Below are 25,107 nucleotides of genomic sequence, written 5' to 3'. Positions count from 1 at the left end.
ACGAGTGAGCGCGTACCTCGGAGTGGACCTGGCGTGGGGGCTCGGCACCGCGAGCCGCGCCCCGAACGAGACCGGACTGGTCGCGATGGAGTCCGACGGCACGATCACCGATGCCGGATGGGCCCGCGGGGTCGACGACGTGACCGACTGGATCGCGGCGCACCTCGGGCCACGGTCCCTCATCGCGGTCGACGCCTCACTCGTGGTGACGAACCCGACGGGCATCCGCGAAGCGGAACGGCAGGTGGGGCAGCGGTACGGCCGGTGGAAGGTCGCGGCGAACCCGACGAACCAGGCCTCTGCGGCGAGCGCCGGCGCCCAGCTGCTCGACCGGCTCACCGAACTCGGCGTCGAGTACGTGTCCGACACCGCATCGATGCACGACAGGACCGGGCCGGCGGTGTTCGAGTGCTACCCCTACACGACGCTCGTCGGGGTGGAGGAGCTCGGGTACGACGTCGAGCGTCCCCGCTACAAGCGACTCGACCTCCGGATCCCCGCCGCCGAGGCACGTGCCCGTCGCGCCGAGGCGTTCGACGAGCTGGTCCGGCGTCTGCGAGTGACGCCGCTCGACCCGGCGCTGCTGCTCGACTCGCACCCGCTGACAGCGCGGCTCGCCGACCCGTCGGTGCTGCACGGTCCGACGCACAAGCACCGCGAGGACCTGCTCGACGGCGCCCTCTGCGCCTGGACGGCGGCGTTCTGGGAGCGACACGGCGACCAGCGCGTGCAGATCCTGGGAGGCGAGCCGAGCCTCCCCACCGATCCTGCGGACGAGGCGGGCCGCCGGCCCGTCGTGGTGGCGCCCGCGCGCCCGTCGCAGCGGAGGCCGCGCGGCTAGGGTTGACCGGTGAGCACGACGAGCGAACCCCTGCACATCGGGCTGGTGTCGCTGCACACCTCCCCCGGAGACGAACCCGGGTCGGGTGAGGTCGGCGGCATGAACGTCGTCGTCCGACACCAGGCCGAGGCGTTGGCCGACCGTGGCCACCACGTCGACATCATCACGCGGCGTTCGGCGCCGACGCAGCCGGACTCGGTGTCGCTCGTGCCGGGTGTGTGCCTGCGGTTCCTGTCGGCGGGTCCGGCGGAGCCCGTGCCGAAGGGCGAGCACGACGCGTTCATCGAGCCGTTCCGGCGCGAGCTCGAGCAGCTCGGGCCGTTCGACGTCCTGCACTCGCACCACTGGTTCTCCGGTGCCGCTGCTCTGCCGGTCGCCCGTGAGCGCGGCATCCCGCACGTGCAGTCGTTCCACTCGATCGCGGCCGACCCCGAGACACCGCTGTCCGAGGGCGAGCGGCCCGAGTCGGCCGGGCGGATCGCGGGCGAGCAGCTGCTGGCTCGGGAGTCCGACGCGGTCGTCGTGGTCTCCGAGGCCGAGGCCTCGACGGTCCGGACGCGGCTCGGCGGTGCCGACGCGCGCATCTGGATCGTGCCGCCCGGGGTCGACGGGTCCGTCTTCCGCCCCGCGGCCGTCGGTGCGCGCCGAGCCGCCACCCCCTACGTCGTCGCAGCGGCTCGCGTCCAGCCGTTGAAGGGGCTCGACCTGGCCATCGAGGCGATCGCGGGCATCAGCCAGGAGGCCCGCCCCACGTTGGTCATCGCGGGTGATGCCTCGAGCGAGGCGGGTGACTACGTGGACGAACTGCGTCGGCTCGCCGCCGCGCGTGGCATCGCCGACCGCGTCACCTTCATCGGGCCGCAGTCGCGTGCCGACCTGGCGTTCCTGTTCCGTGGCGCGGCAGCCGTGCTCGTGCCGTCGCACTCCGAGACGTACGGTCTCGTGGCGCTGGAGGGCTCGGCGTCCGGCGTACCGGTCGTGGCCGCCGCTGCCGGGGGTCTGCGCGAGGCCGTGGTCGACGGGGAGACGGGCGTCGTGCTCGAGTCCCGTGAGCCGTCGGTGTGGGCTGCCGAGATCGAGCGGATCCTGACGGACTCCGGGTACGCGGCGGGGCTGGCCTCGGCGGGCCGCGAGCACGCGGAGCGTCTGAGCTGGGAACGGTCGGCTTCGGGGCTCGAGGACGTGTACCGCCGGGTGCTCGGCAGCGCGTCGCGGGTCAGATCGTGAGGTGACGGCGTTCGACGCGTTCTGGGCGGCGCTCGACGCCGTGCTGGTCGAGCCCGACGCGGAAGCGCTGTACGACCTCGGTTCGGCCGAGGGACGACTGCGCCGATCGAACCTGCAGCGGTACCTGGAGCGCTTCGGGCCGGCGGCGGACACCCTGCTCGTGGCCGAGGCACCCGGGTGGCGCGGCATGACGAACACCGGCATCCCGTTCACGAGCATGCGCGAGCTCGGACCCGGGTACTCCGCACCTCCTGAGCCGACGGCACCGTGGGAGGCGTCCTCGCGCGTCGTGCAGGCTGCGCTGTCCGACTGGACCGGACCGCTGCCCGTGGCGTGGGCGATCTTCCCGCACCACCCGTTCGTCGCCCCGGACCGCCGGACGAACCGCACACCCCGTCCGGCCGAAGTGCGTTCGGGAGCACCCGTCGCCCTCGCACTGCTCGAGGCACTCGGCGGCGTCGACCGGGTCCGGGTCGTCGCCGTGGGTCGGAAGGCCCAGGGTGCGCTCGCGCTGGCCGGCATCGAGGCGATCGCCGTCCGGCACCCGGCACAGGGCGGCGCGACGCAGTTCACCGAGCAGCTACGGGCGCTGGACCGCTAGCCCGTGCCGGTGCCTCCGCTCAGGCCGAGCGGACCTCGACGCCCTTCGCGGCCAGGGCCTCGGCGACGTGGGCGGGCAGCGGTGCCGCGGCGTACACGGTACGGAGTGCCGGCAGGTCGAGGACGTCGTCCCAGTTCTGCGGGTCGAAGCGGTCGTCGGAGCCCTCCCACCCGGGGTGCACGTCCTGGAGCACCTCGAGGTCGGTGTCGACGGTGAGCTCCGTGACGAGCGACAGGTGCGACGGCAGGAGTTCCAGGTCGTCGTAGTACTCGCGGGCGCGGTCGTCCTGGCCGTCCACGTCGAGGTCCTCGTCCGTCTCGTCGGCGGTCTCCGGGTCGTACGGGTCGAGGACGTCGAGGTCGTAGCAGAGGACGTCGAGCACCAGCAGCTTCGCGTTGAAGTCGGCGAACTCGACGGGCTCTTCGGTGGTGTTCGACTCGTGGTCCATGGCCCGGAGAGTATCCGTCGCCGAGCGACCGTGTTGCGATCGCGAGAAACCTTCCTGTGGGACTAGACAGCAAGGCGTCTCGCGCGCAAGGGTGACGCATGGCCACCACCAAGACGGACCGACCACAGCAGGAGCAGCCCGAGCTCCGCAGGGTCATCGGTCCCAAGCTCCTGCTGCTGTTCATCGTCGGCGACATCCTGGGGACGGGTGTCTACGCGCTCACCGGTCAGGTCGCGGCAGAGGTCGGAGGAGCAGCGTGGCTCCCCTTCCTCATCGCCTTCGCGGTCGCCCTGCTGACGGCGTTCTCGTACCTGGAACTCGTGACGAAGTACCCGCAGACCGCGGGCGCTGCGCTCTACGTGCACAAGGCGTTCGGCGTCCACTTCATCACCTTCATCGTGACCTTCATCGTGATGTGCTCCGGCATCACCTCGGCGTCGACGGCGTCGCGCGCGTTCGCCGCCAACCTCGGCGTCGGGTTCGGGCTCGAGTTGCCGAACGCCGTCGTGATGCTCATCGCCATGGGCTTCATGCTCGCGGTGATGGCGATCAACTTCCGCGGCGTCAGCGAGAGCGTGAAGACGAACGTCGTCCTCACCCTGGTCGAGCTGTCCGGTCTCGTCATGGTGATCCTGATCGGCTTCTGGGCCATCGCGGGCGGCAACGCGGACTTCTCGCGCGTGGTGATGTTCGAGACCCCCGAGGACAAGACCCTGCTCATGTCGATCTCCACGGCGACGTCGCTTGCGTTCTTCGCGATGGTCGGCTTCGAGGACTCGGTGAACATGGCCGAGGAGACCAAGGACCCGTCGCGGATCTTCCCGAAGGTCATGCTCACCGGCCTCGGCATCACGGCCGTGATCTACACGCTCGTGTCCATCTGCGCCGTCGCCGTCGTGCCGATCGGTGAGCTCGCCGGCAACGAGACCCCGCTCGTGACCGTCGTGCAGACCGCGGCGCCGGACTTCCCGATCGCCGACCTGCTGCCGTTCATCTCGATGTTCGCCGTGGCCAACACCGCCCTGATCAACATGATGATGGCGTCGCGACTGCTGTACGGCATGAGCAAGCAGGGCGTGCTGCCGGGGTTCCTGGCCCGCATCTCCCCCGCCCGTCGCACCCCGTCGAACGCGATCGTCTTCACCACCGCGATCTCCCTGCTGCTCATCGGCTGGGTCTCGCTCGACCCGGACTCCCCGATCGTGGTCGTCCTCGGTGGCACGACCTCGCTCCTGTTGCTCACCGTGTTCGCCGTCGTGAACCTGACGGTGCTCGTGCTCCGCCGCGACAAGGTCGACCACAAGCACTTCCGTGCCGGCGTGATCATCCCCGTCATCGGCATCATCACCTGCCTGTGGCTCGTCCTGCCGTTCTCGTCCGGACGTGACCCGCAGCAGTACCAGATCGCCGGCGCACTGCTGGCCCTCGGCGTGGTGCTGTGGGCGGTGACGTGGTTCACGCACGGCCGCAAGCAGCCGGAGAAGGCCCCGACCGGCCTGGTCACCGAACCGACGAAGGTGCAGCACCCGCCGCACGACCACCGCGACGTCTGATGGACGCGACCGCCGTCATCTGGACGATCGTGATCGCGGCCATCGCGCTCGTCTCGCTCTCCGCCGGCGGATGGGGTCGGAGCAGGTCACGCCGACGCCGCCGCTGACGTCGGGCCGAAGCTGACGTCCGGCCGAAGCTGACGTCGGGCCGAACCTCGTGTTGCCGTTGACGGTCCTGGTTCCCGAACCCCGCGTTCGGCGCACCAGGACCGTCAGCACGTCACCGCGGCCCCCGATCGGGCGGGTGCGGTTCCCAGGCGGCGCCCGTACGCTCGTCGTGCTCCGCCTGCCCCGCCCCGTCCGTCGAGAGGTCCCGTCATGCGCCGTGTCGGCATCACGCTCGCGTCGGTGTTCGGCGCCGGCATCGTGGTCGTCGGCATCGGGGTCGTGGTGCTCGTCGTCATCGCGGTCAACTCGATCGCCGGGATCGCGAAGTCCAGCGCCGCCGACGCCACCCCCACGTGCCCGAAGGTCGCCTCGAAGACCGTCGGTGGCATGGTCGTCCCCGCCGGTCCCATCGCGGGATTCTGCCAGGACCGCCTGGTCAACGCTGCGTCGGTGATCCAGGCCGCGAAGGCGCTCGGCATCGGGCCGCACACCCAGGCCGTCGGGGTCATGACCGCGATCGGCGAGTCGAGTCTGGTGAACCTGGACCACGGCGACGCCGCCGGCCCGGACAGCCGCGGCCTGTTCCAGCAGCGCGACAACGGCGCCTGGGGCACGTACGAGCAGCGGATGGACCCGTACACGGCGGCGTCGATGTTCTACGCGAAGCTCGTCAAGGTGCCCGGTTGGAAGACGATGACGCCGACGCAGATGGCGCACGCGGTGCAGATCAACTCGGACCCCGAGCACTACGCGAAGTCCTGGCCCGCGGCCAAGGCCGTCGTCGAGGGGCTCACGGGCGAGACCGTGCCCGACACCGCGCCACAGGGCTGACCGGTCACGAGACCACCGGGCCCCACGGTCACGCCACTTCCTGGTCGTGCTCGTCGAGTTCGATCATCGCGGCACCGCCGTCGTGGACGATCACCTGGGCGCGCAGCCGGATCGCGTGCTCGTCGAGGGCGCAGGCGCACGCGTCGACCCACTCCCAGTCGACCGGGTGCACCCGGTCGACGCCGGGCCGCTCCCACGCGAGCACCACGTCGACCGCGCCGAGCTGCCCGACGATCTCGGAGATCAACGACGCGAAGTCGTTGACGTGCTCGTCCGGCTGGTACGGCAGGTCGGCGATGGGCAGCAGGAACGGGATCGACATCCCGAGTTCGTCGAGGAACACCACCCAGCACTGCCGGCGCACCGGGCGGTCGACCAGGGCGGCGACGAGTTGGACGACGTCGTCGTCGGTACGGACAGGGGTTCGGATCAGGCGGTCGAGGGTGTCGGTGTCAGGCATGCCTCCAGCGTCGCGAACACCACCCGCTCACCGACGACCATCGTGTGCATCTGTGGACAACCTCGCCGCCGCAGCCACCTGTGGAGGACGACCTTGAGGCCGCGAGCCGTCCGACTTCGACCAGCGCGATAACGACGTTGGACGAGCCTTCAGTCCTGACCTGACCGGCTCGGCGAGGTTCCACGACATGCCGCACGCTGATCGCCGAGGTTCCAGATCTCGACGAACAGGGCGCCGACATGCCGAGATTTCGGAACCTCGGGACGGCAGCGCCGCTCAGATCCCGTGCGTCACCGAGCTCTCGATGAGGAGCAACGCCGCGAAGAACACGGCCACGACCGCCGCCATCCCCACGAGCACCACCGGCCACGCCAGCCGACGCCGCACCAGCCGCAGGATGCACACCACGATCGAGGCGACCAGCACCAGCGCGATCAGGATCGGCCCGACGGTCACGACCGAGTCGCCCAGCCCCACGTTGCAGGTGTTCCCCGGGGCCGCGCACGACACGAACGCCAACGACATGAGCTTGATGCCCCAGCCCGCTGCCAACGCTTCGAGCGTCAGCACGACGAGCAGGGCGATGGAGGCGACCATGTCGGCGACGCGGCGGCGTCCTGCCAGCGGGTGGCGGGCCTCCCGTCCGAACCGTGCCGGAGCCGACCCGAGCGGATCGAGAGCCGAACCCGGAACCGCCCCTCGGACCGACTCCGGACTCGACCCGGGAACCGGGCCGACGTCGGCCGGACCGGACGACCGGGCGGGCGCGTCCATCAGGACCGCCGGCCGCGCGTGGACCAGAGGGCCGCAGCGATGAGGAGCGGCTGACCGAACAGGCGCGCGACCCGCTTCTCGTCGCTGTCGAGACCGAAGGCATCGCGGCGGTTGACCCACTGCGACAGGTTGCCCGGGAAGATCACCGTGAAGAACAGCGCAGCGACGGAACCGACGAAGCGCCGAGCCGGCTTCGGAGCGAGGACGAGCGCCGAACCGAGGGTGATCTCCGCGACACCCGAGGCCAGCACGGTCGTGTCCTCCGACAACGGCACGAACTCCGGCACCTGGGCCGTGAACTCCTTGCGCGCGAAGGTGAGGTGACTCGTGCCGGCGAACACGAGCGCCAGGCCGAGCAGGACGCGGAGGAAGGAACGCATGCCTCCATGGTGCCCGCTCCCGGACCACGGCGCTCGGGCGTGTACGGAACGCGGCCCGCTCGGTAGATTCAGACGCATGGGAGCACCCGCTCGGGACCACGAACCGCCAGCAGCCCCCGCGACCTTCGCCGTGCTGCTCGGACCGGTCGCGTTCTACCTCGGCATCATCGTGCCGGCGCAGGGCACGGTCCGGCACGTCCTGCTCGGCGCCGCGTTCGGCATCGTCTGCGTGCTGAGCGGCTGGCGCGCGATCACGATCGCCGGCCGCCGTCGCCGGGCGGTGCAGGTCTGGGCGTGGATCGGCATCGTCATCGGTGCGGCGGGGCTGGTCATGATCGTCTGGCAGCTGCTGGTCATCGCGACCGCCGGCGCGTTCCCGCCGCCGTTCTGGTCGCCCTACGCGAACCGCTGACGCAGGTCACCCGCGGAGCGACGGCTCACCAGCCGAGCGTGCCCGGCGCTCCCTTGAAGGGCCCGACGACGTCCGACGTGATCCAGCCGCCGTAGAAGTCGCCGTCCTGCGACTGCACGACCTCGCCGCCGACCTCGCACGAGTCCATCGCCGACGGGTAGATCGCGACGCGGTCCCGGAGGGACTCGTAGCCGGGCTCGGGCGTCGGGTAGTTCCACGCGGCACGGCTCGCGACGGTGCCGTCCCCGCCGACCACGTCGAAGTACCGCGCACGGCCCTTGAACTCGCACATGCTCGACCCCTGGGCGGGTCGGAGGTCGAGGTCCGCCATCGGCAGGTAGTACACCGGCGGGTGCGAGGTCTCGAGGACCCGCACCGCATCGGTCGTGTCGGCCACGACGGCGCCGCCGAGCGTGACGACGACGCGGGCGGCGACGGGCTCGACGGCGGGCGGGCGGGGGTAGTCCCAGACCGATTCCTGTCCGGGGCCGGGTTCGATCCGTTTCGGGTGGCGCATGGGGTCATGTGTACGCCGCGCGGCTGCGGTCGGCCTGCGGGGTGCGGGCCCGAGACTCGGCCCGCCGACCGCCCGCGCGCGGAGCCGCCGCAGGGTGCACCATGGGCGGGTGACGACGACGACACGCACGCTCTTCCGACGGAAGCCCATCGAGACGATCGATGACGACACCGGAGCCGAGGGTGGCCTGAAACGGCACCTCGGCCTCTGGCAGCTCACCGCGATCGGCATCGGCGGCATCATCGGCGCGGGGATCTTCACCCTCGCCGGCACCGTGGCCAACGGCGTCGCCGGTCCCGCGGTCCTCATCAGCTTCCTGGTCGCCGGCGTCGCGAGTGCCGCCGCAGCACTGTCGTACGCCGAGTTCGCCGGCCTGATCCCGAAGGCCGGCAGTGCGTACACGTACGGCTACGCGGTCCTCGGCGAGATCGTCGGGTGGTTCATCGGCTGGGACCTGCTGCTCGAGTACACCGCGATCGTGGCGGTGGTCGCGATCGGCATCTCGGGGTACGTCGGGTTCCTGGTGGGCCAGTTCGGCATCGACCTGCCCGCCTGGATGCTCGGCGCGCCCGGCACCGGCGACGGCCATGTGATCGACGTCTTCGCGATCATCCTGTGCCTCGTCACCGCGTTCGTGCTCACCCGCGGCATCCGCAGCGCCGCCCGGTTCGAGTTCGTGGCCGTCGGCATCAAGGTGGCGCTCGTCGTGCTCATCGTCGTGCTCGGCGTGTTCCACATCAACAGCGCGAACTACTCCCCCTACTTCCCGTTCGGCTTCGGCGGCGTGATGACCGGTGCCGCGACGGTGTTCTTCGCGGTGTTCGGCTACGACGCCATGTCCACCGCGGCCGAGGAGTCGACCGACGCCCGCAAGCACATGCCGAAGGCGATCCTGCTGTCGCTCGGCATCTCGATGGTCCTGTACGTGCTGGCCACCCTTGTGCTGACCGGCATGCAGAAGTACACCGACATCGACCCGGCCTCGGGCTTCTCGTCGGCGTTCGCCTCGGTCGGGCTCGGCGGGGTCGCGAACGTCATCGCGATCGGAGCCATCGTCGGCATCGTCACGGTGCTCGTCACCTTCATGCTCGGTGCCAGCCGCGTCTGGTTCTCGATGAGCCGCGACGGCCTCATGCCGAAGTGGTTCGCGAAGACCGACCCGAAACGCCACGTCCCGACCCGCGTGACCTGGATCCTCGGCATCGCGTCGGCGATCCTGGCGGGCGTCCTGCCGATCGGCGTCGTGGCCGAGCTCACGAACATCGGCATCCTGCTCGCGTTCGTGGTGGTCTGCTCCGCCGTGATCGTGCTCCGCTACCGGCAGCCCGATCTCGACCGCCAGTTCAGGCTGCCGTTCATGCCGGTCATCCCGATCATCGGCGTCATCGCGTCGCTGTGGCTCGTGACGTTCCTGCAGTGGGAGACGTGGGTGCGCTTCGCGATCTGGTTCGCGATCGGCCTGGGCGTGTACTTCGGGTACTCCCGGAAGCACAGCAAGCTGGCGGTTCCAGCCGATCGAGAGCGGTGACGATCACGGATCGGCTCGCTGCTCGTGCCAGTGGAGGGAGCAACAGCGTTGCCTCCGCGCAAAGGCGCCTCTCCTGGACCAGGAGAGGCGCCTTGCGTCTCCGCCGATCTGACGGGCCGCGGAACGGGAACCGGGGCTAGCTGATGCGGCGGTAGCCGGAGATGAACTGCCGCCCCTGCTTGTCCTTGATCTCCTTGATGCCCTGCGCACGCAGGAAGCCGAGCATCTGCGTGTCCGGCACACCCCAGTAGGTGTGCTGGCCGTGGTCGATGACGATGTACTCGTCGGGGCCGCCGGGCGTTGCGTTCGGGACGTGGGTGAGCCGGATCATGGTGCCTTCTTCGTCGTCGTCGGTGGTGTCGTCGTCGCCCGTGGGCGAACCAGGGTTGAGCGGTGCGTTCGTGAATGACGGGGCTGGGTCGATCGGGGTGCCGTTCTGGCGGAGTTCGAGGTGCAGGTGGGGACCCGTGGAGTTCCCCGTGCTCCCGACCTTGCCGATGAACGTCCCGAGCGACACTCGCTGACCGACTGCGGCGTTCATCGTGCCGTCGGCCATGTGCCCGTACCGTGTGCGCCAGCCGTCGCCGTGGTCGATCTCGACGAGGTTCCCGTACCCGCCCGAGAAGGCAGCGACGGTGATCGTCCCCGAGGCGACGGCGAAGATCGGCGTCAGGTTGGGCGCCGCGATGTCCAGCCCCTGGTGGTTGGTCGAGCCGTCATGGCCAGGTGAAGGCCTCGAGCCGAAACCCGATGAGATGTTGTGGCGCGCCGTGAACGGGTACCGCCATGCCGGTGCGGCGTACGCCGCAGTGGATCTCCAGAGCGGTCCCACGGCGAGCAGGGCTGCCCCCGCTCCACCTGCCGCCAGGAGCGAGCGCCTTCGGAGCAGAGCCTGCCCGTCGGCGCGTTGTTGAATTTTCCCCATGAACTGAACCTGGCAGAGCACACAGTCTTCGTCAAGGGTCCCGGTGTGTCGCTCGGGCTCGACCAGAGGGCGTCAGCGGCAGGAGTGACCCGCTCAGCGCCGCAACGTCTCCCGCGGGTACTCCCCGAACCGGGCCGCGTACGCCGCAGCGAACCGGCCCAGGTGCGCGAAGCCCCACCGCCGCGCGACGTCGGCCACCGAGGTCGTCGACGGGTCGAGCGCGCGCAGCTCCTCGCGCACGCGCCCCAGCCGGACCTCGCGCAGGTAGGTCATCGGCGAGCGCTCGAACGCCCGCTGGAACGACTCCTGGATCCCCCGGACGCTCAGGCCAGCGGCCTGGGCGACGTCGGAGACCGTCAGGGGTTCGTGCGCGTGTGCCTGGACGTACTCGACTGCGGCACGCAGACGTCCGTCGCTCCGTGTGCTGTAGCCGGCGGGGAACCGCTCGGCCTGCAGCGGGTACATCCGGAGCAGTGCCCGCGCGACGTCGCGCTGCGCCTCGTGCCAGGCGAGCGAGCCGTCGCCGTGCTCACGGAGGGCTCGCAGGGCCCCGGCGACCGAGGTCCGCCACTGCGCGACCGCCTCGGCGCCGGGTTCGGTCAAGCGGTCGAAGGTCATGGAGCCGTCGACCAGGTGGCGTTCGGCGGCGACGTCGAGCACCAGGTCGCGGCGCAGGTGCACCAGGCGCTGGTCCCAGTCCTGGTACTCCATCTCGAACCGGCGCTCGACGGGGAACAGGGTCGGCACACCGGGGCGCATCCGGACCTCGTCGCCGCCGACGTCGACCCGGGCTTCGCCGCGCTCGAGCCACTGCACGACGACCTCGCCCTCGGTGGCGACGTCACCGCGCAGGTACCCGTGCATCTGCGAGCGCCGGATGCTCAGGTGCTCGTCACCGACGCCGACGTACTTGAACCAGTAGTCCTGGTCGAGCGCTCGCGAGTACCAGGCCTTCCCCGCGTACATGCCGGCGAGGGAGGCGATGGCGGAGTCGGTGTCCCGACCACCGACCGCGACGAGCGAGCGTGCCGCGCCGGTCGCGCTCGGGGTGGGCGTGCTCGGAGTGGGCGTCGACGTCTCGGTGTCGGTCATGCGGGCGCCTCCTCCACGGAACAGCACCGCGGGCATCAGCGGTGCCCCTACACGCTACGGACCAGCGGGCCGGCGAGTGCGTTCGTTGCGCTCCGCGGCCTAGCGTCCGCTCCAGCGTACCCAGCCCTGCACCTGCGCCGCGGCGCTCTCGAGCGACGAGTGCGCCCCGGCGATCGAGTTGTCGGGCGAACCGACGGTGAACTGGTCCGTCCGGGTGACGTCGCAGACGACCTCGGAGCCCAGCCACACGTTCCAGTGGTCTGCAGAATCGTGCACCCACCGCAAGCGGTCCGGCATGAGCGTGTCCAATCGAGTGGAGAGCGGCGAGCAGTCGTCGCCCGTCCACGCAGACGGTAGCCCCGTCCGATGTGTGCCGTTCGGGTGCGCTACGACAGGGGCTCGTAGTCCATGACCTGGCCGTCGTCGGTGCACACGGTCGAGGTCGCGCCGGAGTCGTCGATGACGGTGTACTTCGGCGACCACCAGGTCGGGGTGAGTGCGTCGTCCTTCGGGAACGTCCCGACGATCGTGTCCCCCAAAGTCTCGGGTTCACCGTCGATCGGGTCGACGGCGTTCGATCCCTGCGGCATGACGCCGTACGTGGTGCCGGTGACGGTGTCGTACTGGATGTACAGGTCGACGCCGCCCTGCATCTCGTCGTTGCCGAGCTGCACCTCGTAGGTGGTGCGGTTGTCGTCCGGTTCGACGGGGACACCCGTCCACTCGATGCGGTAGGCGTCGGCGGTCTCCTCGAGCGTCACGCTGCCGCGGCCGGTGACGAGGTCGCAGGCTGCGGTCCCCGGCGTCGTCGCCGCGGTGGTCTCGGTCGGTGTCGGTCCCGCGTCACCGGACCCGTCCGTCCCTCCGGAGGCGCACCCCGCGAGCGCAGTGGTCACGAGCGCCGCTCCCGCGAGCAGCATGCCGATCCGTCGGTTCATCCCCATGGTCTTACCCCTGTCGTGGTGCGCCGCTCCGGCGCGGTTCCACCGTAGCAACGGACGTCGGTGGCACCTGGCACGATTGACCCGTGCCAGCAGCCCCGATGATCGACGCCGTCGACGTCATCCGCTTCGTCGGGCCGCAGACCTTCGGTCGCGCGCGCGACGTCGTCCGCGCGGGCCTGGTCGACGACGCGGCCTGGAACGCTGACGACGGCACCGTCACGGCGACCGTCTCCGGCACCGCCGACGACCCCTACGAGTGCCGCATCGACATGACCGTGGCCCGCGGCGACTTCATCCGGCCGGTCCGCAGCACGTGCAGCTGCCCCCTCGGCGGCGACTGCAAGCACGTCGCCGCTGCGCTGCTCACCATCAACGCCCGCGCCCTGGCCGCGAACGCCGGCCCGCGTCCGGAAGCGCCGGCTCCGCCGCCCTCGGACTGGAGGCACGACCTCGCCCGCCTCGCCGGTGACGACGCGCAGGCGGTCACCCCGCAGAGCACCCGCATGGGTCTGCAGTTCGAGTTGCGTGACGCGGTCCCCGCTGCGCTCGCAGCCCGGGCCCGGGCCGCCGGGCGCGCCTTGCCGGCGCCGTCCCGCAGCGTGCGGCTCGGGGTCCGGCCGGTGACCCGGAGCGACGCCGGCAACTGGGTGCGCGGGCAGCTGACCTGGGGCACGCTCCCCTACTCGCAGAACCGCCTGGGCCTCGGCGCCGAGCAGCACGGGTGGTTCATGCAGCTCGCGGCCCTGCACCGCGCCGGTCAGCTCGCGGGGCTGCCCGGCGAGAGCGACTGGCTCCACCTCGACGATTTCCGCAGTCCGCTGCTGTGGCCGTTGCTCCGGCAGGCGTCGGGGCTCGGCATCGCCTTCGTGACCGGCAAGCGCGAGGGCGGCGCGGTCCTCGGTGAGCAGGCCCAGGTGCTGCTCGACGTCGCCCGGCACGACGACGCCGTGGTGATCGGTGCGAGCGCGGTGCTCGACGGCCGCCCGGTCGTCCACGGTGCAGCGCGGATGGTCGGCGACCACGGTGTGTACGTGTTCCGCGAGAGCCCCGAGTTCACGGTCGGACTCGCACCGACCCCGACGCCCGTGCCCGAGGACCAACGCCGCATGCTCCTCGAGGGCACCCGCATCACGGTGCCGACGGCCGAGGTCGACGAGTTCCTGGCCGACTGGTCCCCCCGACTGCGCGGTGCCCTCGGACTCGTCAGTTCCGACGGGTCGGTCGAGCTGCCCGAGCGCACGCCGCCCGAGCTCGTGCTCACGGCGACGTTCGAGCCGGCCCGCGCGCCCCGCACCGACGACCGGGTGCACCTGCACTGGCGCTGGCACGTCGACGGCCGCAAGGACCCGGTCTCGCTGCACGGCCCACTCCCCGACCTGTCCGGGCTGCGCGCCGCGGACGATCCCGCCAGCACCGACGATCCTGCGGACGCGGCGGACGCGGCCAAAGCCCTGGACCCGGCCACGTCGACGGCGCCGGCCGACGACGCGACGGCAGCCGAGCCTCCCGTCCGCCCTGCCGGCCCCGGTGGCGGACTGGACTGGTTCCAGGACGGCACCGTCGACGGGGCCGACGTCGCGGTGTTCGCGAACGAGTTCCTGCCCGAGCTGCCGGCGCTCGGCGTCCGGACCGTCGTGCAGGGCGAGCGGCTCGACTACGAGCGGCTGAGCGGGCGGCCGCACATCCGCGTCACGACGATGCCGTCGGACAAGCACGACTGGTTCGACCTCGGGATCATCGTCAGTGTCAACGGCAAGCAGCTCCCGTTCACGCCGCTGCTCACCGCACTCGCGGGTCGGCAGCGGCGGCTCAAGCTCGTCGACAACTCCTACCTGTCACTGGCCGACCCCGCGTTCGACCGGCTCAAGGAACTCATCGACGAGGCCCGCGACCTCGACGAGTGGGAGCCCGACCAGCCGATCCAGGTGACGCCGCTGCAGGCCGGGCTGTGGACCGAGTTCGACCTGCTCGCTGACGAGACCTCGCACGACGAACGCTGGCAGGAGATCACCGCGGGGCTGATGGGGGCGACGCCCCCGGGCGACGTCCCCGTGCCGGACACCGTGCACGCCGAACTGCGGCCGTACCAGCACGCCGGGTACGCGTGGCTGTCGTTCCTGGCGTCGCACGGCATCGGCGGGGTGCTCGCCGACGACATGGGGCTCGGCAAGACCCTGCAGGTGCTCGCGATGGTCGCCGCCCGCCGTGCAGCAGACCCCGAGGCACCGCCGTGCCTCGTCGTCGCGCCCACCTCGGTCGTCGGCAACTGGGTCGCCGAGGCCGCGAAGTTCACGCCGTCACTGCGGGTGGCCGCCGTCACCTCGACGTCGCTGAAGGACCCCGGGCTCGTCGCCCGCACCGCGTCGCAGGCCGACGTCGTCGTGACCTCGTACGCGCTGCTCCGGCTCGACTCCCCGGCGTGGACCGACCTGCCGTGGTCGGCGCTCGTGCTCGACGAGGCGCAGTTCGTGAAGAACCCGCAGTCGCAGACCCACCGGGTGGCGTCCGATCTGCAGGCACCGGTGAAGTTCGCGATCACCGGCACCCCGCTCGAGAACGGGCTGACCGACCTGTGGGCGCTGTTCCACATCGTCGCGCCCGGACTGCTGTCCACCTGGACCCGGTTCGGCGACGACTACGTCAAGCCGCTCGCTTCCCCCGACCTGCGGGGTGCGGCCCGTCAGCAGCTGACCGCGAAGCTCCGGCGTCGGATCCGGCCGCTCATGCTCCGCCGGACGAAGCAGGCCGTCGCCGCCGACCTGCCACCGAAGCAGGAGCAGGTCGTCCGCGTCACGCTCGATCCCGCGCACCGCGAACTGTACGAGCGCACGCTCAACCGCGAGCGGCTCAAGGTCCTCGACCTCATCGACGACCTGTCGAAGAACCGGATGATCGTGTTCCGGTCGCTGACGCTGCTGCGGATGCTCGCGCTGTCGCCCGCGCTGGTCTCGAACGGTCCGGGCTCAGCGGATCCGGACGTCACGTCGCCGTCGACGCCGATCCCCTCCGCCAAGCTCGACCTGCTGCTCGACGAGCTCGAACAGCTCGCCGCCGAGGGCCGCCGCGCCCTGGTGTTCAGCCAGTTCACGTCGTTCCTGCGGATGGTGTCGGACGCCCTCGACGAGCGAGGCGTCGGCTACGAGTACCTCGACGGGTCGACCCGCAGGCGCCCGGAGGTCATCGAGCGCTTCCGGCAGGGCACCGCCCCCGCGTTCCTCATCTCACTCAAAGCCGGCGGCTTCGGGCTCACCCTGACCGAGGCGGACACCGTGTTCGTCCTCGACCCGTGGTGGAACCCCGCCGCCGAATCGCAGGCCGTCGACCGCACCCACCGCATCGGGCAGACCCGGTCGGTCAGCGTGCAGCGCTTCATCGCCGAGGACACCATCGAGGAGAAGGTCCTCGCCCTCGCCGCGCGCAAGGCCGAACTGTTCGCCACGATGATCGACGACGACGCACTGTTCGCCGAGGACCTGACGGCCGACGACATCCGCTCGCTGCTCGCCTGACGCGCCGGAGCGATCAGGCGGGCGCGAGCGCGAGCGCGGGCGTCAGCGTGCGAGCGCGTCGATCGCCGTGACCTCGTCCGCCGAGAGCTCGATGCGGGCGCCGGCGGCGTTCGACCGGATGCGCTCCGGGTTCGACGACTTCGGGATCACGACGAAATCGTGCGCGACGTGCCACGCGACGATGACCTGGGCGCTGTCGGCCTCGTGTGCGGTCGCGATGTCGAGCAGCGTCGGGTCCTGCAGGTTGCTCGCCTTGAAGGGGCTGTAGCCCTCGAGGACGACCCCGCGTTCGGCAAACCCGTCCGCGATCGTCCGGTCGTACTCGACCGGGCTCCACTTGATCTGGTTCACGGCGGGGGTGGTGCCGGTCGCGGTGACGAGCTCGTCGATCTGGTCGAGCGAGTAGTTGCTCACGCCCACGGCCCGGGTCAGTCCGTCGGACTGGGCCTGGACGACCTGCTCCCACACGTCCGGGCGGGCTGCACCGTTCGGCGGCCAGTGCACGAGCCAGAGGTCCAGGTGGTCGAGGCCCAGCTGGTCGAGGCTCTCCTCGATGGTCTCGCGCACGCGGTCGGCATTGTCCGGCGGCAGCTTCGTCGTCACGAACACGTCGTCGCGGGCCAGGCCGGACTCGGCGAGGGCCGTGCCGACGCCGCGCTGGTTGCTGTAGCCGGTGGCGGTGTCGATGTGGCGGTACCCGGCCGCCAGTGCTTCGCCGACGGCGGCGGGGGCCTCGCCGTCCGGGATCTGCCAGGTGCCGAAGCCCAGGAGCGGCATCGACCCACCGGTGACGGACACGGACGGATTCGCGTAATCGGTCATGTCCCCGTGTCTACGCCGTCGGCGTCCGCCCGTTCGGAGCGTGGCCTCCGCGGCGGTGTCCGAGGTCTCCGGCATGATCGTCGAGGCCACCCGGCCCGCACCACCGCACCACCCAGGAGCCCCACCCGCATGACGTCCCGCCGACGCCGCCGTACCCGCATCAGCCTCACCTCCGTCCTCGTCGTCCTCGCCCTCGCGGTCGGTGGCTACGCGCTCGACGCCACCGGCGTCCTCGGTCCGGACGCCGACGCGGCTGCCGGGCCCACGGCAGTCGGCACGGCCACCGTCGGCACGGACAGCGGCGCACCGGAGCCGAGCCGCGCCTCCAGTCCGACCGTCAGCTCGTCGACCGACACCGATGCTGCGGACGCCCGCGCGCTCCTCGCCACGCTGCCCGTCAAGGGCAAGGCCGCCGGCACCGGGTACGACCGCACCGGTGCGTTCGGCAGCGCGTGGATCGACGTCGACCACAACGGCTGCGACACCCGGAACGACGTGCTCGCGCGCGATCTCAGCAGCATCGTTCGCCAGGGTCCGTGCAAGGTGATGACCGGCACGCTCGTGTCGCCGTACACGGGGGCGACGATCGACTTCGTGCGCGGGAACACGACCTCGACCCTCGTGCAGATCGACCACGTCGTCGCACTCGAGAACGCTTGGCGCACCGGCGCGCAGCAGCTCAGCCAGTCGGAGCGGGAGGCCCTGGCGAACGACCCGTCGAACCTGTTCGCCGTCGACGGCCGGTCGAACTCCCAGAAGCGCTCGGGTGACGCCGCGACCTGGCTGCCCGCGAACACGGCCTTCCGCTGCACCTACATCGAGCACCAGGTCACGGTGAAGGCGAAGTACCGCCTGTGGGTGGCTCCGGCAGAGCGGGCCGCGATGGTTCGGGTGTTGGACGCCTGCTGACGTCGGGCGGGCTGGCGCCGCTGGGTGTCGGCCTGGAGGCGCGGCGCACCTCCGCCCCGCGTGGCAGGCTTCGGACATGGCTGAGCAACTCACGGTCCCGCAGGCGTTCGCGCTCCTCCAGATCGAGCCCGACGGCCGGAAGTCCCTCGACGGGCAGACGTTGGATACCGGTCTCGCGGGCGCGGTCCTCGCTGATCTCGCGCTCCGCGGTGCGGTCTCGCTGCAGAACGGCCTGGTCGCCGTCGTCGACGGCGCCGCCACGGGCGACCCGGTGCTCGACGGTGTCGTCGGCTCGATCGCGGCGTCCGGTACACCGCGCAAGGCGAAGTGGTGGGTGAGCCGCCTCGGCAAGCAGCGGCTCCGCGACGACGTCTTCGCCGGACTCGTCGAGCGAGGGATCATCAGCGTCGAGCAGGGCAAGGTGCTCGGGCTCTTCCCCACCACGAAGCACCCGGAGCGCGACGGAGCCCCGGAGGCACTGCTGCGATCCGGCATCGCGGACGTCCTGGCTCGGCGGGCGGGCCCGACGCCGTTCTCCGCCGCGGTGATCGGGCTGCTCGACGCCACGAACACGCTGCGCAAGCAGTTCGGCGCCGTCGACAAGGGCCTGGTCAAGGAGATCACCTCGGGCACCTGGGCCAGCCCCGCGGTGAAGGCCGTGCTCGAGGAGATCCAAGCGGCGGCGATGATCGCCATCATGGCGGCGACCACCGCGACGACGACCACGATCGTCACGAGCTGAGGTCGGTCGCGCGACGGGCCCTGGTCGCGATTTAAAACAACAGGTGTAGTCTAGACGTCTCGATGCAGATGCATCGATCGGACTCGCTGCCCCACCGCGGACCCCGAGCCCTTCACCGTCGAAGACCTCAGGAGGCCTCCCCCATGCCCGAAACCAACTCCGTCACGTCCCGCTTCGCCGACCGCGTCGTCCTCATCACCGGCGGCGGCTCCGGCCTCGGCCGTGCGACCGCCGTCCGCCTGGCCGCCGAGGGCGCCGCGCTCTCCCTCGTCGACGTCTCCGAGCAGGGACTCGACGCCACGAAGGCCGCCGTGCTCGAGGCCACCCCGGACGCACAGGTCCTGACGACCGTCGCCGACGTGTCCGACGAGGCCCAGGTCGACGCGTACGTCACCGCCACCACCGAGCGCTTCGGCCGCATCGACGGCTTCTTCAACAACGCCGGCATCGAGGGCAAGCAGAACCCCACGGAGTCCTTCACCGCCGCCGAGTTCGACAAGGTCGTGTCGATCAACCTGCGTGGCGTGTTCCTCGGCCTCGAGAAGGTCCTCAAGGTCATGCGTGAGCAGGGCTCCGGCATGGTCGTGAACACCGCGAGCGTCGGCGGCATCCGCGGCATCGGCAACCAGTCCGGGTACGCCGCCGCCAAGCACGGCGTCGTCGGCCTGACCCGCAACTCCGCCGTCGAGTACGGCCGCTACGGCATCCGCATCAACGCCATCGCCCCCGGAGCCATCTGGACCCCCATGGTCGAGAACTCGATGAAGCAGCTCGACGCGGAGAACCCCCGCAAGGCCGCCGAGGAGTTCATCCAGGTCAACCCCACCAAGCGCTACGGCGAGGCCCCCGAGATCGCCGCGGTCGTCGCCTTCCTGCTGTCCGACGACGCGTCCTACGTCAACGCGACGGTGGTCCCGATCGACGGTGGGCAGTCGGCCGCGTACTGAGTCGCTCCGTGACAGCATGGCTGGCGTGAGTACCGATCAGACCAACGGATCAGCCTTCGGCCGCGGCGTCGACAAGGCCCCGCCGACCGCGGCCGCCGAACTCCGCCGCCGGATGGCAGCCTCGCCAGCGGGCTTCCTGCGGAGCGCGGCGTGGGTCCCCTGGAAGCCGGCGGGCGGCCCGGAGGCCGGCAGCGTCGCCCACGTCATGATCCGTGACAAGCCGTTCGTGCCCGTCTTCACCGACCCGGACGAACTCGCCGCCGGTCTGCCCGACGCCGAGGGGCGTCCGGTGCCGATGTCCGAGCTCGTGTCCGCGCTGCCCGAGGAGTTCGGGATCGTGGTCGACCCCACCAGCACGGCCGAGGCGAACTTCCTGCATGCCGACGTCCTCGCCGAGATGCGGGTGCAGATGCAGAGCGGCGTCCCGACCAGCGACGACTGACCCGCTCCGTCCGAGGCTCGGAGTGTTCGTCGTCAGGCAGCCGCCATCGCCGCGGCTGCGACGGCCCACCAGTAGCCGAGCAGACCACCCGCCGGAACGGCCAGGACCGCGAGGACCCGAGCCCGGCGCATGAGGCTGCGGCGGGAGCGAGCGTCGGCGATCTCGCGTTCGAGTCGCTCGAAGCGCTGGACGTGGCGGAGGGTGTCGTTGATGACCACGGCGTCCACGTGCCACGTGCCCCGCTCCTCCGCCAGCATCGACAGGAAGCGCACGGCTTCGTCGGAGTGCGCACGCGGCAGACCTCGGATCCAGTCCCCCACACGCTCGGGCTCGAGGATCACGGCTGCCGGCGGCGTCTTGCCGAACCGGAGATCGGCGGCTGCGACCACCAGGATCGGCTGCACGAGGATCGGACCGCCCGCTGCGGCCGACAGCAGTGCGGTCGCACGCTCGCCCTCGACCAGCGCGCGGTGCGCGTGCGGCGTCCGCTGACCGTTCACCATCAGTGTGCGTCCGCCCGCCCAGACCGCGTGACCAGAGTGGTTCTTCGTGTTGATCGAGAAGACACCGGTCGGACCGACCACGACGTGATCGATGTCCGTGCTGCCCTTCCCGATCGGGACGGCGTGCAGGACCGTGAAGTCCGGGCCGAGTTCCTCGAGCTGTGCCGCGACCTGCCGCTCGCCGATCGCTCCCTTGAACCACGAACGGGCTTCCGGCCGGAGCGGGTCGTGCCCCCAGAACCGCTGCCAGGTCGTCAGCGCGCGGCCGTCGGCCTGGATCGCGAGACACTGCTGCATCACGGCGTACCCGGGCTTGCGGGCGCGGAGTGTCAGCGGCGCCGTTCCCTTCGGGCTCGGACGGTCCGCGGTGATCGTGTGCTCCCCCATGCCTCCACCGTTCCAGGACAATGGTTGGTCCGGCCAGCCCTCGTTCTGGCGTCACAGCGCGGCGGGTGGGTCCACGGTTTCGCGCGGTTGACGGTTCTGGTTCGCGATCCTCGGGGTTCGTGAACCGAAACCGTCAAGCGGGCGTCAGGAACCCGACGCCGCCCCGATCACCGCAAGCGTCAGTGCGATCGCGATCGCTACCGCCGCAGCCGTCCCGAGCGCGACGAGCCACCCGAGCGGCCGCTTCCGACGGACCTTCGCCGCGAGCACTCCGCCCGCCGTGCACACGAAGACCAGGATGATCGCCTCGACCACTGCGGTCTGCATGCCCGTGGACCGGTTGCACACGCGCGTCGAGGACTCCCAGTCACACCCGTACTGCGACATCGTGCCGAGGACCCAGCCGAACAGCACCGCGAAGCCGCTGAGCATCGCGATGACCACGAACAGGGCGACGGTGACGACGAGGTCAACCGTCCGAGCCACGTTCGGCTTCGGAGCCGTGACCGTGTCCGGCGCTGGTCCCCCGGCCGGCAGTGATCCTTGCGATCCTGCAGACATCGTCCCCCGCTCCCCTGGCCCCCTCGGCCGTCTGCAGCCTAGAGGACTCGGCGCGTCGCCTCGGTCAGCGAGCCGGTTCGACGAGCTCGATGAAGCGGGACAGCAGCGAGAGTCCCGCGATCGACGGCGGCAACCCGGTGGTCAGCGCCGGCGAATGCACGAGGTATGCCGCCCACTTCGCCCGCGAGATCGCGACGTTCAACCGGTTCGGCATGAGCAGGAAGTCGAGGCCGCGCGGGATGTCGGCCGCACTCGATGCCGCCAGGGACACGATCGACACCACGGCCTCGCGGCCCTGGAACAGGTCGACCGTGCCGACCTGGGTGCCGGTGAAGCCCGCGCGGTCGAGCTCCTGACGGATCAGGGCGCCCTGCGCGTTGTACGGGGCGACCACGATGACGTCCTCGTCGGTCAGAGAGCGGGTCTCGGAACCGTCGGTCCACGTGCGGCCGACGATGTCGGCGACGAGTGCGACGACCCGTGCAGCCTCTTCAGCAGAGGACGTCGTGTTGCCCGCGTGCACGACCGGCACGGGGTGCACACCAGCGCCGATGCCGTCGAGGTGCCGACCGGAGACCATCGACGCGAGCTGCCCGTCGTAGGACAACGCCGACACGGACTCGGTCAACGCCGGCTCCATGCGCCGGGTGCGGGCCAGGAAGTAGCCGAACTCCGGCGGCAGGACGTGCTCGCCGTCCGCCAGCCAGCCGAGCGCGGACTCGTCGACGGGCTCCGGGTGCGAGCCCTGTGAGACCTGCGGGAGCTGTTGCGGGTCTCCGAGCAGCAGGAGTCGGGTCGCGGCGATCGAGGACGCGATGGTCGGAGCGAGGGAGAACTGCCCGGCCTCGTCGACGACGAGCAGGTCGAGGGACCGGCGCTCGATCGTCGACGCGTTCGCGAACGTCCACGCGGTACCGCCGACCACGCCGCCGGTGCCGGACGCCTCGCACGATGACAGGAACGCGGCAACGGCGGCACCGTTCTTCACGGGCGTCCACGCGGCGGCATCGAGCTCGTCCTCGGTCGCACCGGACTTCGGCACCTTCACGACCCGGTCCGCGGGCACGCCGGCGTTCACGACCGAGGACAGGAAGTTCTCCGAGGTCGCGTGGGACTGGCCGACGACACCGACGCGCCAGCCGTACTCGCGGACGAGCCGTGCGACGACGTTCGAGCCGACGTAGGTTTTGCCCGTGCCGGGAGGCCCCTGGATCGCCAGGTACGAGCGGTCGAGGCCGAGCAGCGTCGACACCACGGCGGACACCGTGTCGTCGCCCTGCACGGGCACGATCGCACCGCGCGGCGGCACCCGGCGCAGCAGGTCGAAGGCCGGGTCCGCCACCATCGAGGGCAGCTCGTCGAGGACCTGCTGCCCCCACTCGGCGATCGCCTCGGGCTGCGGCTTCGCGCGGGGCGGCGCGGACGGCGCGAGCGCGACCGGGAACTCGTGGTGGGGCTCGCCACCAACGGGCAGTCCCTCCTTCACCAGCACCTCGACCGCATCGCCGTCGTCCCCCACGTCCACGATCACGGCGCGAGATGACGCGCCCTTCGACCCGGGGCCCGGAGACACGACCGACGGCGGAAGTGGGTCGTCGTAGACGAGGTGGGGCGTGCCTCCCGGACGGAGCCGCGAACCGGGCGCGAGCGTCCCCGACAACCGGAGTTCCCGCGACTGCGAGCGGGCACGCGGCAGCGTGTCCCAGTCACGCTCGACGGACGCACTCTCCACGACGAGCACGTCGCGGGTGTCGGCCCAGTCGTCGACCGGGTTGCGCAGGCGGTCGAAGTGGTCCTGCCAGAAGGTCTTGGCCTCGCGGCGGTGGTAGTCGATCGCGGCTGCGGCGAGCGCCAGCGCGGTTTCGTCCGGCGTGCGGTCGAGGGCGTCGACACCCTCGAGGTGGGACGCGAGCGCGACGTAGACCGGGTTCGGCTCGCGCTCGACGGGGATCGGCGGGAGCTCGAGTTCGAGCGCGGGATCGGATGCGTTCGGGTCGTCGGTGCGCAGCGACCGGAGCCAGTCGCGCAGGCGCAGGGTCGAGCGGCAGTCGTAGGCGTTGTAGTCGGCGACCTCGTCGAGCATGTGCTGGCCGGCGGCGGGGTCGCCGTTCCGGAGCTCCTCGATCGCGTCGACGTAGGCGGTGATGCTGTCGGCGGCGTTCGTGACGTCGCTCTCGCGCAGGTCGTCGCCCATGTAGAGCGGCTCGAGCTTCTTGATCGAGTAGCTGTGGCTCCCCACGACCAGGGCCTTGCGGACGATCGGGTACAGGTCGACCAGGACCCCGGCGCGCAGCAGGTCGTCGACGGCCTCTTCACCGACGCCGTGCCGGGCGGCGAGCGACAGCAGGTGCGTCCGCTCGTAGGCCGCGTAGTGGTAGATGTGCATGCCCGGGTACTGCTGCCGCCGGGCTTCGATGAACGCGAGGAACTGCTCCAGCGCAACTCGCTCGTCGCGGATCGTGTGCGCCCAGAACGCGGTGAACTCCGCGCGGTCGTCGACCAGGCCGAACAGGTAGTCGAGGCCCCAGTGCACGCCGTCCTCGGTGTGCAGCGGGTCGCCCTCGAAGTCGAAGAACACGTCGCCGGCGTCCGGTGCCGGGATCGCGTCGAGCGCGCGAGCATCGAGGACCTCGAAGCGCGGCTTGACGGGTTGGTCCGGCCCGTCGGCGCCCTTCCGTCGGGCGTCTTCCGACTCGATCTGGAGGCTCGCCTGCCGCACCAGCCGATCCTGCGTCGCGCGGGACAAGCCCGGCACTGCCCGGGTGCGGACCGCCAGGTCGTCGATCGTCCGCACCTCGTGCTTGATGAGCTTCGCCCGTTGGTCGAGACGCATGCCCGCGACGAGGACGAGGTCGCGGTGCTCGGCCACCTGGGTCGAGCAGACGTCGCAGCGGCCGCACGAGGAGTAGCGCGGGTCACCCCACCGCAGTGGCTCGTCGGCGGCGATGCGCTCGGCGATCACGCGCTGCAGCTCCGCGCGCTGCGTGCGGTACACCGGTGCGATGTCGGCGAGGTCGTGCGTGGTCGTCGTCCGGTCGCCGAGCACCAGGTGCACCTGCTGCCCGGTCGGGATGCCGTGCGCCTGCATCTGCTCGGCGTAGGCGGCGAGCTGCAGCAGGGCGCTGATCTTGGCGTGCCGGGCGAGTTTGGTGTCGTAGACCTCGTACTCGCCCTGGTCGTTGCGGATGATGAAGTCCGCGAACCCGATGAACCCTGGGCTGTCCGTCGAGGGCGCCGCGTGGAACGTCGGCTGGTACAGGACATCGGCGCCGTCGGCGAAGGCCTGTCGCGCTTCGGCTGCGGCGCGTGCGTAGTCCGGCGGGGCGGGGCGGTCGAACTCGACGACGTTCCGGGTCTGCTTGAGGATGTCGAGATAGTCGAGCTCGTGCTGGTCCCCCAGGCGGGCGGTGCGCTCGAGCATGTCGTCGTGCGCCTCGGGCAGGGGTTCCCCGCGACCGAGCTTGACGTCGAGCCGGCGCAGGAACGCCCACTCGCAGGCCGACCACGTGCTGAGGTCGCTCGGGCTGAGCAGCACGTGCCCGTCGACGCCGATCTGCATGCGTTCCCCCGTCTCTCTGGTGCCCTGCGAGCCTAGGGCCGCCCGCCGACGCCGGCGCCGCGCGCGGTCAGACGGCAGCGGCCGG

The 25,107-nt window shown here is 71.0% G+C and carries 24 protein-coding genes and 1 pseudogene; 12 read left to right on the top strand and 13 right to left on the bottom strand.

Annotation, left to right across the window (positions count from 1 at the left end):
• The first annotated feature begins 4 nt into the window (after nucleotides 1-4).
• Genes ACGH48_RS07710 through ACGH48_RS07700 form a run of 3 tightly spaced genes read left to right on the top strand, consistent with a single transcriptional unit; the run spans nucleotide 5 to nucleotide 2,669 of the window.
• Nucleotides 5-841, top strand: a complete 837-nt coding sequence (locus ACGH48_RS07710) for a DUF429 domain-containing protein (protein ID WP_396290895.1) — start codon at nucleotides 5-7, stop codon at nucleotides 839-841.
• Between the two features lie 9 nt (nucleotides 842-850).
• Nucleotides 851-2,068 carry a glycosyltransferase gene (locus ACGH48_RS07705; RefSeq protein WP_396290894.1) on the top strand — a complete coding sequence of 406 codons (1,218 nt, stop codon included), beginning with the start codon at nucleotides 851-853 and terminating at the stop codon, nucleotides 2,066-2,068.
• A gap of 1 nt (nucleotide 2,069) precedes the next feature.
• Nucleotides 2,070-2,669 (top strand): uracil-DNA glycosylase, encoded by a 600-nt coding sequence (locus ACGH48_RS07700; protein ID WP_396290892.1) that lies wholly within the window; start codon nucleotides 2,070-2,072, stop codon nucleotides 2,667-2,669.
• Between the two features lie 19 nt (nucleotides 2,670-2,688).
• Here the strand turns inward: ACGH48_RS07700 and ACGH48_RS07695 are convergent, their stop codons facing one another.
• Entirely contained in the window at nucleotides 2,689-3,117 is a 429-nt protein-coding gene (locus ACGH48_RS07695; protein ID WP_396290890.1) for a DUF6892 domain-containing protein, read from the bottom strand.
• Between the two features lie 98 nt (nucleotides 3,118-3,215).
• Between ACGH48_RS07695 and ACGH48_RS07690 the strand changes: the two genes are divergently transcribed.
• Together ACGH48_RS07690 and ACGH48_RS07685 are read left to right on the top strand one after the other, a co-directional pair.
• Nucleotides 3,216-4,670 carry an APC family permease gene (locus ACGH48_RS07690; RefSeq protein WP_340197197.1) on the top strand — a complete coding sequence of 485 codons (1,455 nt, stop codon included), beginning with the start codon at nucleotides 3,216-3,218 and terminating at the stop codon, nucleotides 4,668-4,670.
• A gap of 318 nt (nucleotides 4,671-4,988) precedes the next feature.
• Entirely contained in the window at nucleotides 4,989-5,609 is a 621-nt protein-coding gene (locus ACGH48_RS07685) for a hypothetical protein (protein ID WP_123313009.1), read from the top strand.
• 28 nt (nucleotides 5,610-5,637) lie between these two features.
• On the opposite strand, the gene ACGH48_RS07680 is transcribed toward ACGH48_RS07685, so the two are convergent.
• From ACGH48_RS07680 to ACGH48_RS07670, 3 genes are all read right to left on the bottom strand, one after another.
• Nucleotides 5,638-6,069 (bottom strand): hypothetical protein, encoded by a 432-nt coding sequence (locus ACGH48_RS07680; RefSeq protein WP_123313010.1) that lies wholly within the window; start codon nucleotides 6,067-6,069, stop codon nucleotides 5,638-5,640.
• Nucleotides 6,070-6,345: 276 nt separating this feature from the next.
• A complete protein-coding gene (locus ACGH48_RS07675) occupies nucleotides 6,346-6,843 on the bottom strand; it encodes a DUF6264 family protein (RefSeq protein ID WP_396290889.1) in 498 nt (165 codons plus the stop codon).
• The gene (locus tag ACGH48_RS07670) at nucleotides 6,843-7,223 is read right to left on the bottom strand and encodes a hypothetical protein (protein ID WP_222660605.1); all 381 of its coding nucleotides are present in this window, start codon (nucleotides 7,221-7,223) and stop codon (nucleotides 6,843-6,845) included. Before ACGH48_RS07670 ends, ACGH48_RS07675 begins: the two co-directional genes overlap by 1 nt.
• A 76-nt stretch (nucleotides 7,224-7,299) precedes the next feature.
• Between ACGH48_RS07670 and ACGH48_RS07665 the strand changes: the two genes are divergently transcribed.
• Nucleotides 7,300-7,635 carry a hypothetical protein gene (locus ACGH48_RS07665; RefSeq protein WP_396290887.1) on the top strand — a complete coding sequence of 112 codons (336 nt, stop codon included), beginning with the start codon at nucleotides 7,300-7,302 and terminating at the stop codon, nucleotides 7,633-7,635.
• Between the two features lie 25 nt (nucleotides 7,636-7,660).
• On the opposite strand, the gene ACGH48_RS07660 is transcribed toward ACGH48_RS07665, so the two are convergent.
• On the bottom strand, nucleotides 7,661-8,152 hold the full coding sequence (locus ACGH48_RS07660) for a DUF427 domain-containing protein (RefSeq protein ID WP_396290885.1): 492 nt from the start codon (nucleotides 8,150-8,152) through the stop codon (nucleotides 7,661-7,663).
• 109 nt (nucleotides 8,153-8,261) lie between these two features.
• Between ACGH48_RS07660 and ACGH48_RS07655 the strand changes: the two genes are divergently transcribed.
• A complete protein-coding gene (locus ACGH48_RS07655; RefSeq protein WP_396290883.1) occupies nucleotides 8,262-9,680 on the top strand; it encodes an amino acid permease in 1,419 nt (472 codons plus the stop codon).
• A gap of 136 nt (nucleotides 9,681-9,816) precedes the next feature.
• Here the strand turns inward: ACGH48_RS07655 and ACGH48_RS07650 are convergent, their stop codons facing one another.
• From ACGH48_RS07650 to ACGH48_RS07635, 4 genes are all read right to left on the bottom strand, one after another.
• Complete coding sequence (locus ACGH48_RS07650; protein WP_396290882.1) at nucleotides 9,817-10,512, bottom strand: M23 family metallopeptidase; 696 nt, start codon at nucleotides 10,510-10,512, stop codon at nucleotides 9,817-9,819.
• A 186-nt stretch (nucleotides 10,513-10,698) separates the two neighbouring features.
• Nucleotides 10,699-11,697: a helix-turn-helix transcriptional regulator gene (locus ACGH48_RS07645; protein ID WP_396290881.1), complete on the bottom strand. Its 999-nt coding sequence runs from the start codon at nucleotides 11,695-11,697 to the stop codon at nucleotides 10,699-10,701.
• Nucleotides 11,698-11,796: 99 nt separating this feature from the next.
• A complete protein-coding gene (locus ACGH48_RS07640; RefSeq protein ID WP_185021381.1) occupies nucleotides 11,797-11,973 on the bottom strand; it encodes a hypothetical protein in 177 nt (58 codons plus the stop codon).
• Nucleotides 11,974-12,083: 110 nt separating this feature from the next.
• Nucleotides 12,084-12,641: a hypothetical protein gene (locus ACGH48_RS07635; protein ID WP_396290879.1), complete on the bottom strand. Its 558-nt coding sequence runs from the start codon at nucleotides 12,639-12,641 to the stop codon at nucleotides 12,084-12,086.
• A gap of 83 nt (nucleotides 12,642-12,724) precedes the next feature.
• On the opposite strand from ACGH48_RS07635, the gene ACGH48_RS07630 reads away from it, so the two are divergent.
• Complete coding sequence (locus ACGH48_RS07630; RefSeq protein ID WP_396290878.1) at nucleotides 12,725-16,150, top strand: SNF2-related protein; 3,426 nt, start codon at nucleotides 12,725-12,727, stop codon at nucleotides 16,148-16,150.
• Nucleotides 16,151-16,192: 42 nt separating this feature from the next.
• Here the strand turns inward: ACGH48_RS07630 and ACGH48_RS07625 are convergent, their stop codons facing one another.
• Nucleotides 16,193-16,972 (bottom strand): aldo/keto reductase, encoded by a 780-nt coding sequence (locus ACGH48_RS07625; protein ID WP_396290876.1) that lies wholly within the window; start codon nucleotides 16,970-16,972, stop codon nucleotides 16,193-16,195.
• 129 nt (nucleotides 16,973-17,101) lie between these two features.
• Here ACGH48_RS07625 and ACGH48_RS07620 point away from each other — a divergent pair, with 129 nt between their 5' ends.
• The 4 genes from ACGH48_RS07620 (at nucleotide 17,102) to ACGH48_RS07605 (ending at nucleotide 20,012) form a co-directional block, all read left to right on the top strand.
• A complete protein-coding gene (locus tag ACGH48_RS07620; protein ID WP_396290874.1) occupies nucleotides 17,102-17,881 on the top strand; it encodes an HNH endonuclease family protein in 780 nt (259 codons plus the stop codon).
• A gap of 76 nt (nucleotides 17,882-17,957) precedes the next feature.
• Nucleotides 17,958-18,623 carry a GPP34 family phosphoprotein gene (locus ACGH48_RS07615; protein ID WP_396290873.1) on the top strand — a complete coding sequence of 222 codons (666 nt, stop codon included), beginning with the start codon at nucleotides 17,958-17,960 and terminating at the stop codon, nucleotides 18,621-18,623.
• Between the two features lie 143 nt (nucleotides 18,624-18,766).
• On the top strand, nucleotides 18,767-19,570 hold the full coding sequence (locus tag ACGH48_RS07610; protein ID WP_340197179.1) for an SDR family oxidoreductase: 804 nt from the start codon (nucleotides 18,767-18,769) through the stop codon (nucleotides 19,568-19,570).
• A gap of 25 nt (nucleotides 19,571-19,595) precedes the next feature.
• Nucleotides 19,596-20,012 carry an SseB family protein gene (locus ACGH48_RS07605; RefSeq protein ID WP_396290872.1) on the top strand — a complete coding sequence of 139 codons (417 nt, stop codon included), beginning with the start codon at nucleotides 19,596-19,598 and terminating at the stop codon, nucleotides 20,010-20,012.
• Nucleotides 20,013-20,044: 32 nt separating this feature from the next.
• Here the strand turns inward: ACGH48_RS07605 and ACGH48_RS07600 are convergent, their stop codons facing one another.
• The 3 genes and pseudogenes from ACGH48_RS07600 to ACGH48_RS07590 all read right to left on the bottom strand — a co-directional run bounded on the left by ACGH48_RS07600 (nucleotide 20,045) and on the right by ACGH48_RS07590 (nucleotide 25,022).
• Nucleotides 20,045-20,902, bottom strand: a complete 858-nt coding sequence (locus ACGH48_RS07600) for a nuclease-related domain-containing protein (RefSeq protein ID WP_340197177.1) — start codon at nucleotides 20,900-20,902, stop codon at nucleotides 20,045-20,047.
• Nucleotides 20,903-21,046: 144 nt separating this feature from the next.
• Nucleotides 21,047-21,469, bottom strand: a pseudogene (locus tag ACGH48_RS07595) (hypothetical protein); the annotation flags it as partial.
• Between the two features lie 58 nt (nucleotides 21,470-21,527).
• A complete protein-coding gene (locus tag ACGH48_RS07590; RefSeq protein WP_396290871.1) occupies nucleotides 21,528-25,022 on the bottom strand; it encodes a TM0106 family RecB-like putative nuclease in 3,495 nt (1,164 codons plus the stop codon).
• Nucleotides 25,023-25,107: the final 85 nt, after the last annotated feature.

This window comes from Curtobacterium pomorum (assembly GCF_044497295.1).
Lineage (GTDB): Bacteria > Actinomycetota > Actinomycetes > Actinomycetales > Microbacteriaceae > Curtobacterium.
Note: the sequence above shows the minus strand (reverse complement) of the source record. Positions and strands in the feature narration are given on the sequence as shown.

Excerpts from the sequence above, each read along its gene's own strand:
- ACGH48_RS07695 (WP_396290890.1), bottom strand. The coding sequence starts at position 3,117 with ATGGACCACGAGTCGAACACCACCGAAGAGCCCGTCGAGTTCGCCGAC.
- ACGH48_RS07690 (WP_340197197.1), top strand. The coding sequence starts at position 3,216 with ATGGCCACCACCAAGACGGACCGACCACAGCAGGAGCAGCCCGAGCTC.
- ACGH48_RS07685 (WP_123313009.1), top strand. The coding sequence starts at position 4,989 with ATGCGCCGTGTCGGCATCACGCTCGCGTCGGTGTTCGGCGCCGGCATC.
- ACGH48_RS07680 (WP_123313010.1), bottom strand. The coding sequence starts at position 6,069 with ATGCCTGACACCGACACCCTCGACCGCCTGATCCGAACCCCTGTCCGT.
- ACGH48_RS07675 (WP_396290889.1), bottom strand. The coding sequence starts at position 6,843 with ATGGACGCGCCCGCCCGGTCGTCCGGTCCGGCCGACGTCGGCCCGGTT.
- ACGH48_RS07670 (WP_222660605.1), bottom strand. The coding sequence starts at position 7,223 with ATGCGTTCCTTCCTCCGCGTCCTGCTCGGCCTGGCGCTCGTGTTCGCC.
- ACGH48_RS07665 (WP_396290887.1), top strand. The coding sequence starts at position 7,300 with ATGGGAGCACCCGCTCGGGACCACGAACCGCCAGCAGCCCCCGCGACC.
- ACGH48_RS07660 (WP_396290885.1), bottom strand. The coding sequence starts at position 8,152 with ATGCGCCACCCGAAACGGATCGAACCCGGCCCCGGACAGGAATCGGTC.
- ACGH48_RS07645 (WP_396290881.1), bottom strand. The coding sequence starts at position 11,697 with ATGACCGACACCGAGACGTCGACGCCCACTCCGAGCACGCCCACCCCG.
- ACGH48_RS07635 (WP_396290879.1), bottom strand. The coding sequence starts at position 12,641 with ATGGGGATGAACCGACGGATCGGCATGCTGCTCGCGGGAGCGGCGCTC.
- ACGH48_RS07625 (WP_396290876.1), bottom strand. The coding sequence starts at position 16,972 with ATGACCGATTACGCGAATCCGTCCGTGTCCGTCACCGGTGGGTCGATG.
- ACGH48_RS07620 (WP_396290874.1), top strand. The coding sequence starts at position 17,102 with ATGACGTCCCGCCGACGCCGCCGTACCCGCATCAGCCTCACCTCCGTC.
- ACGH48_RS07615 (WP_396290873.1), top strand. The coding sequence starts at position 17,958 with ATGGCTGAGCAACTCACGGTCCCGCAGGCGTTCGCGCTCCTCCAGATC.
- ACGH48_RS07610 (WP_340197179.1), top strand. The coding sequence starts at position 18,767 with ATGCCCGAAACCAACTCCGTCACGTCCCGCTTCGCCGACCGCGTCGTC.
- ACGH48_RS07600 (WP_340197177.1), bottom strand. The coding sequence starts at position 20,902 with ATGGGGGAGCACACGATCACCGCGGACCGTCCGAGCCCGAAGGGAACG.
- ACGH48_RS07590 (WP_396290871.1), bottom strand. The coding sequence starts at position 25,022 with ATGCAGATCGGCGTCGACGGGCACGTGCTGCTCAGCCCGAGCGACCTC.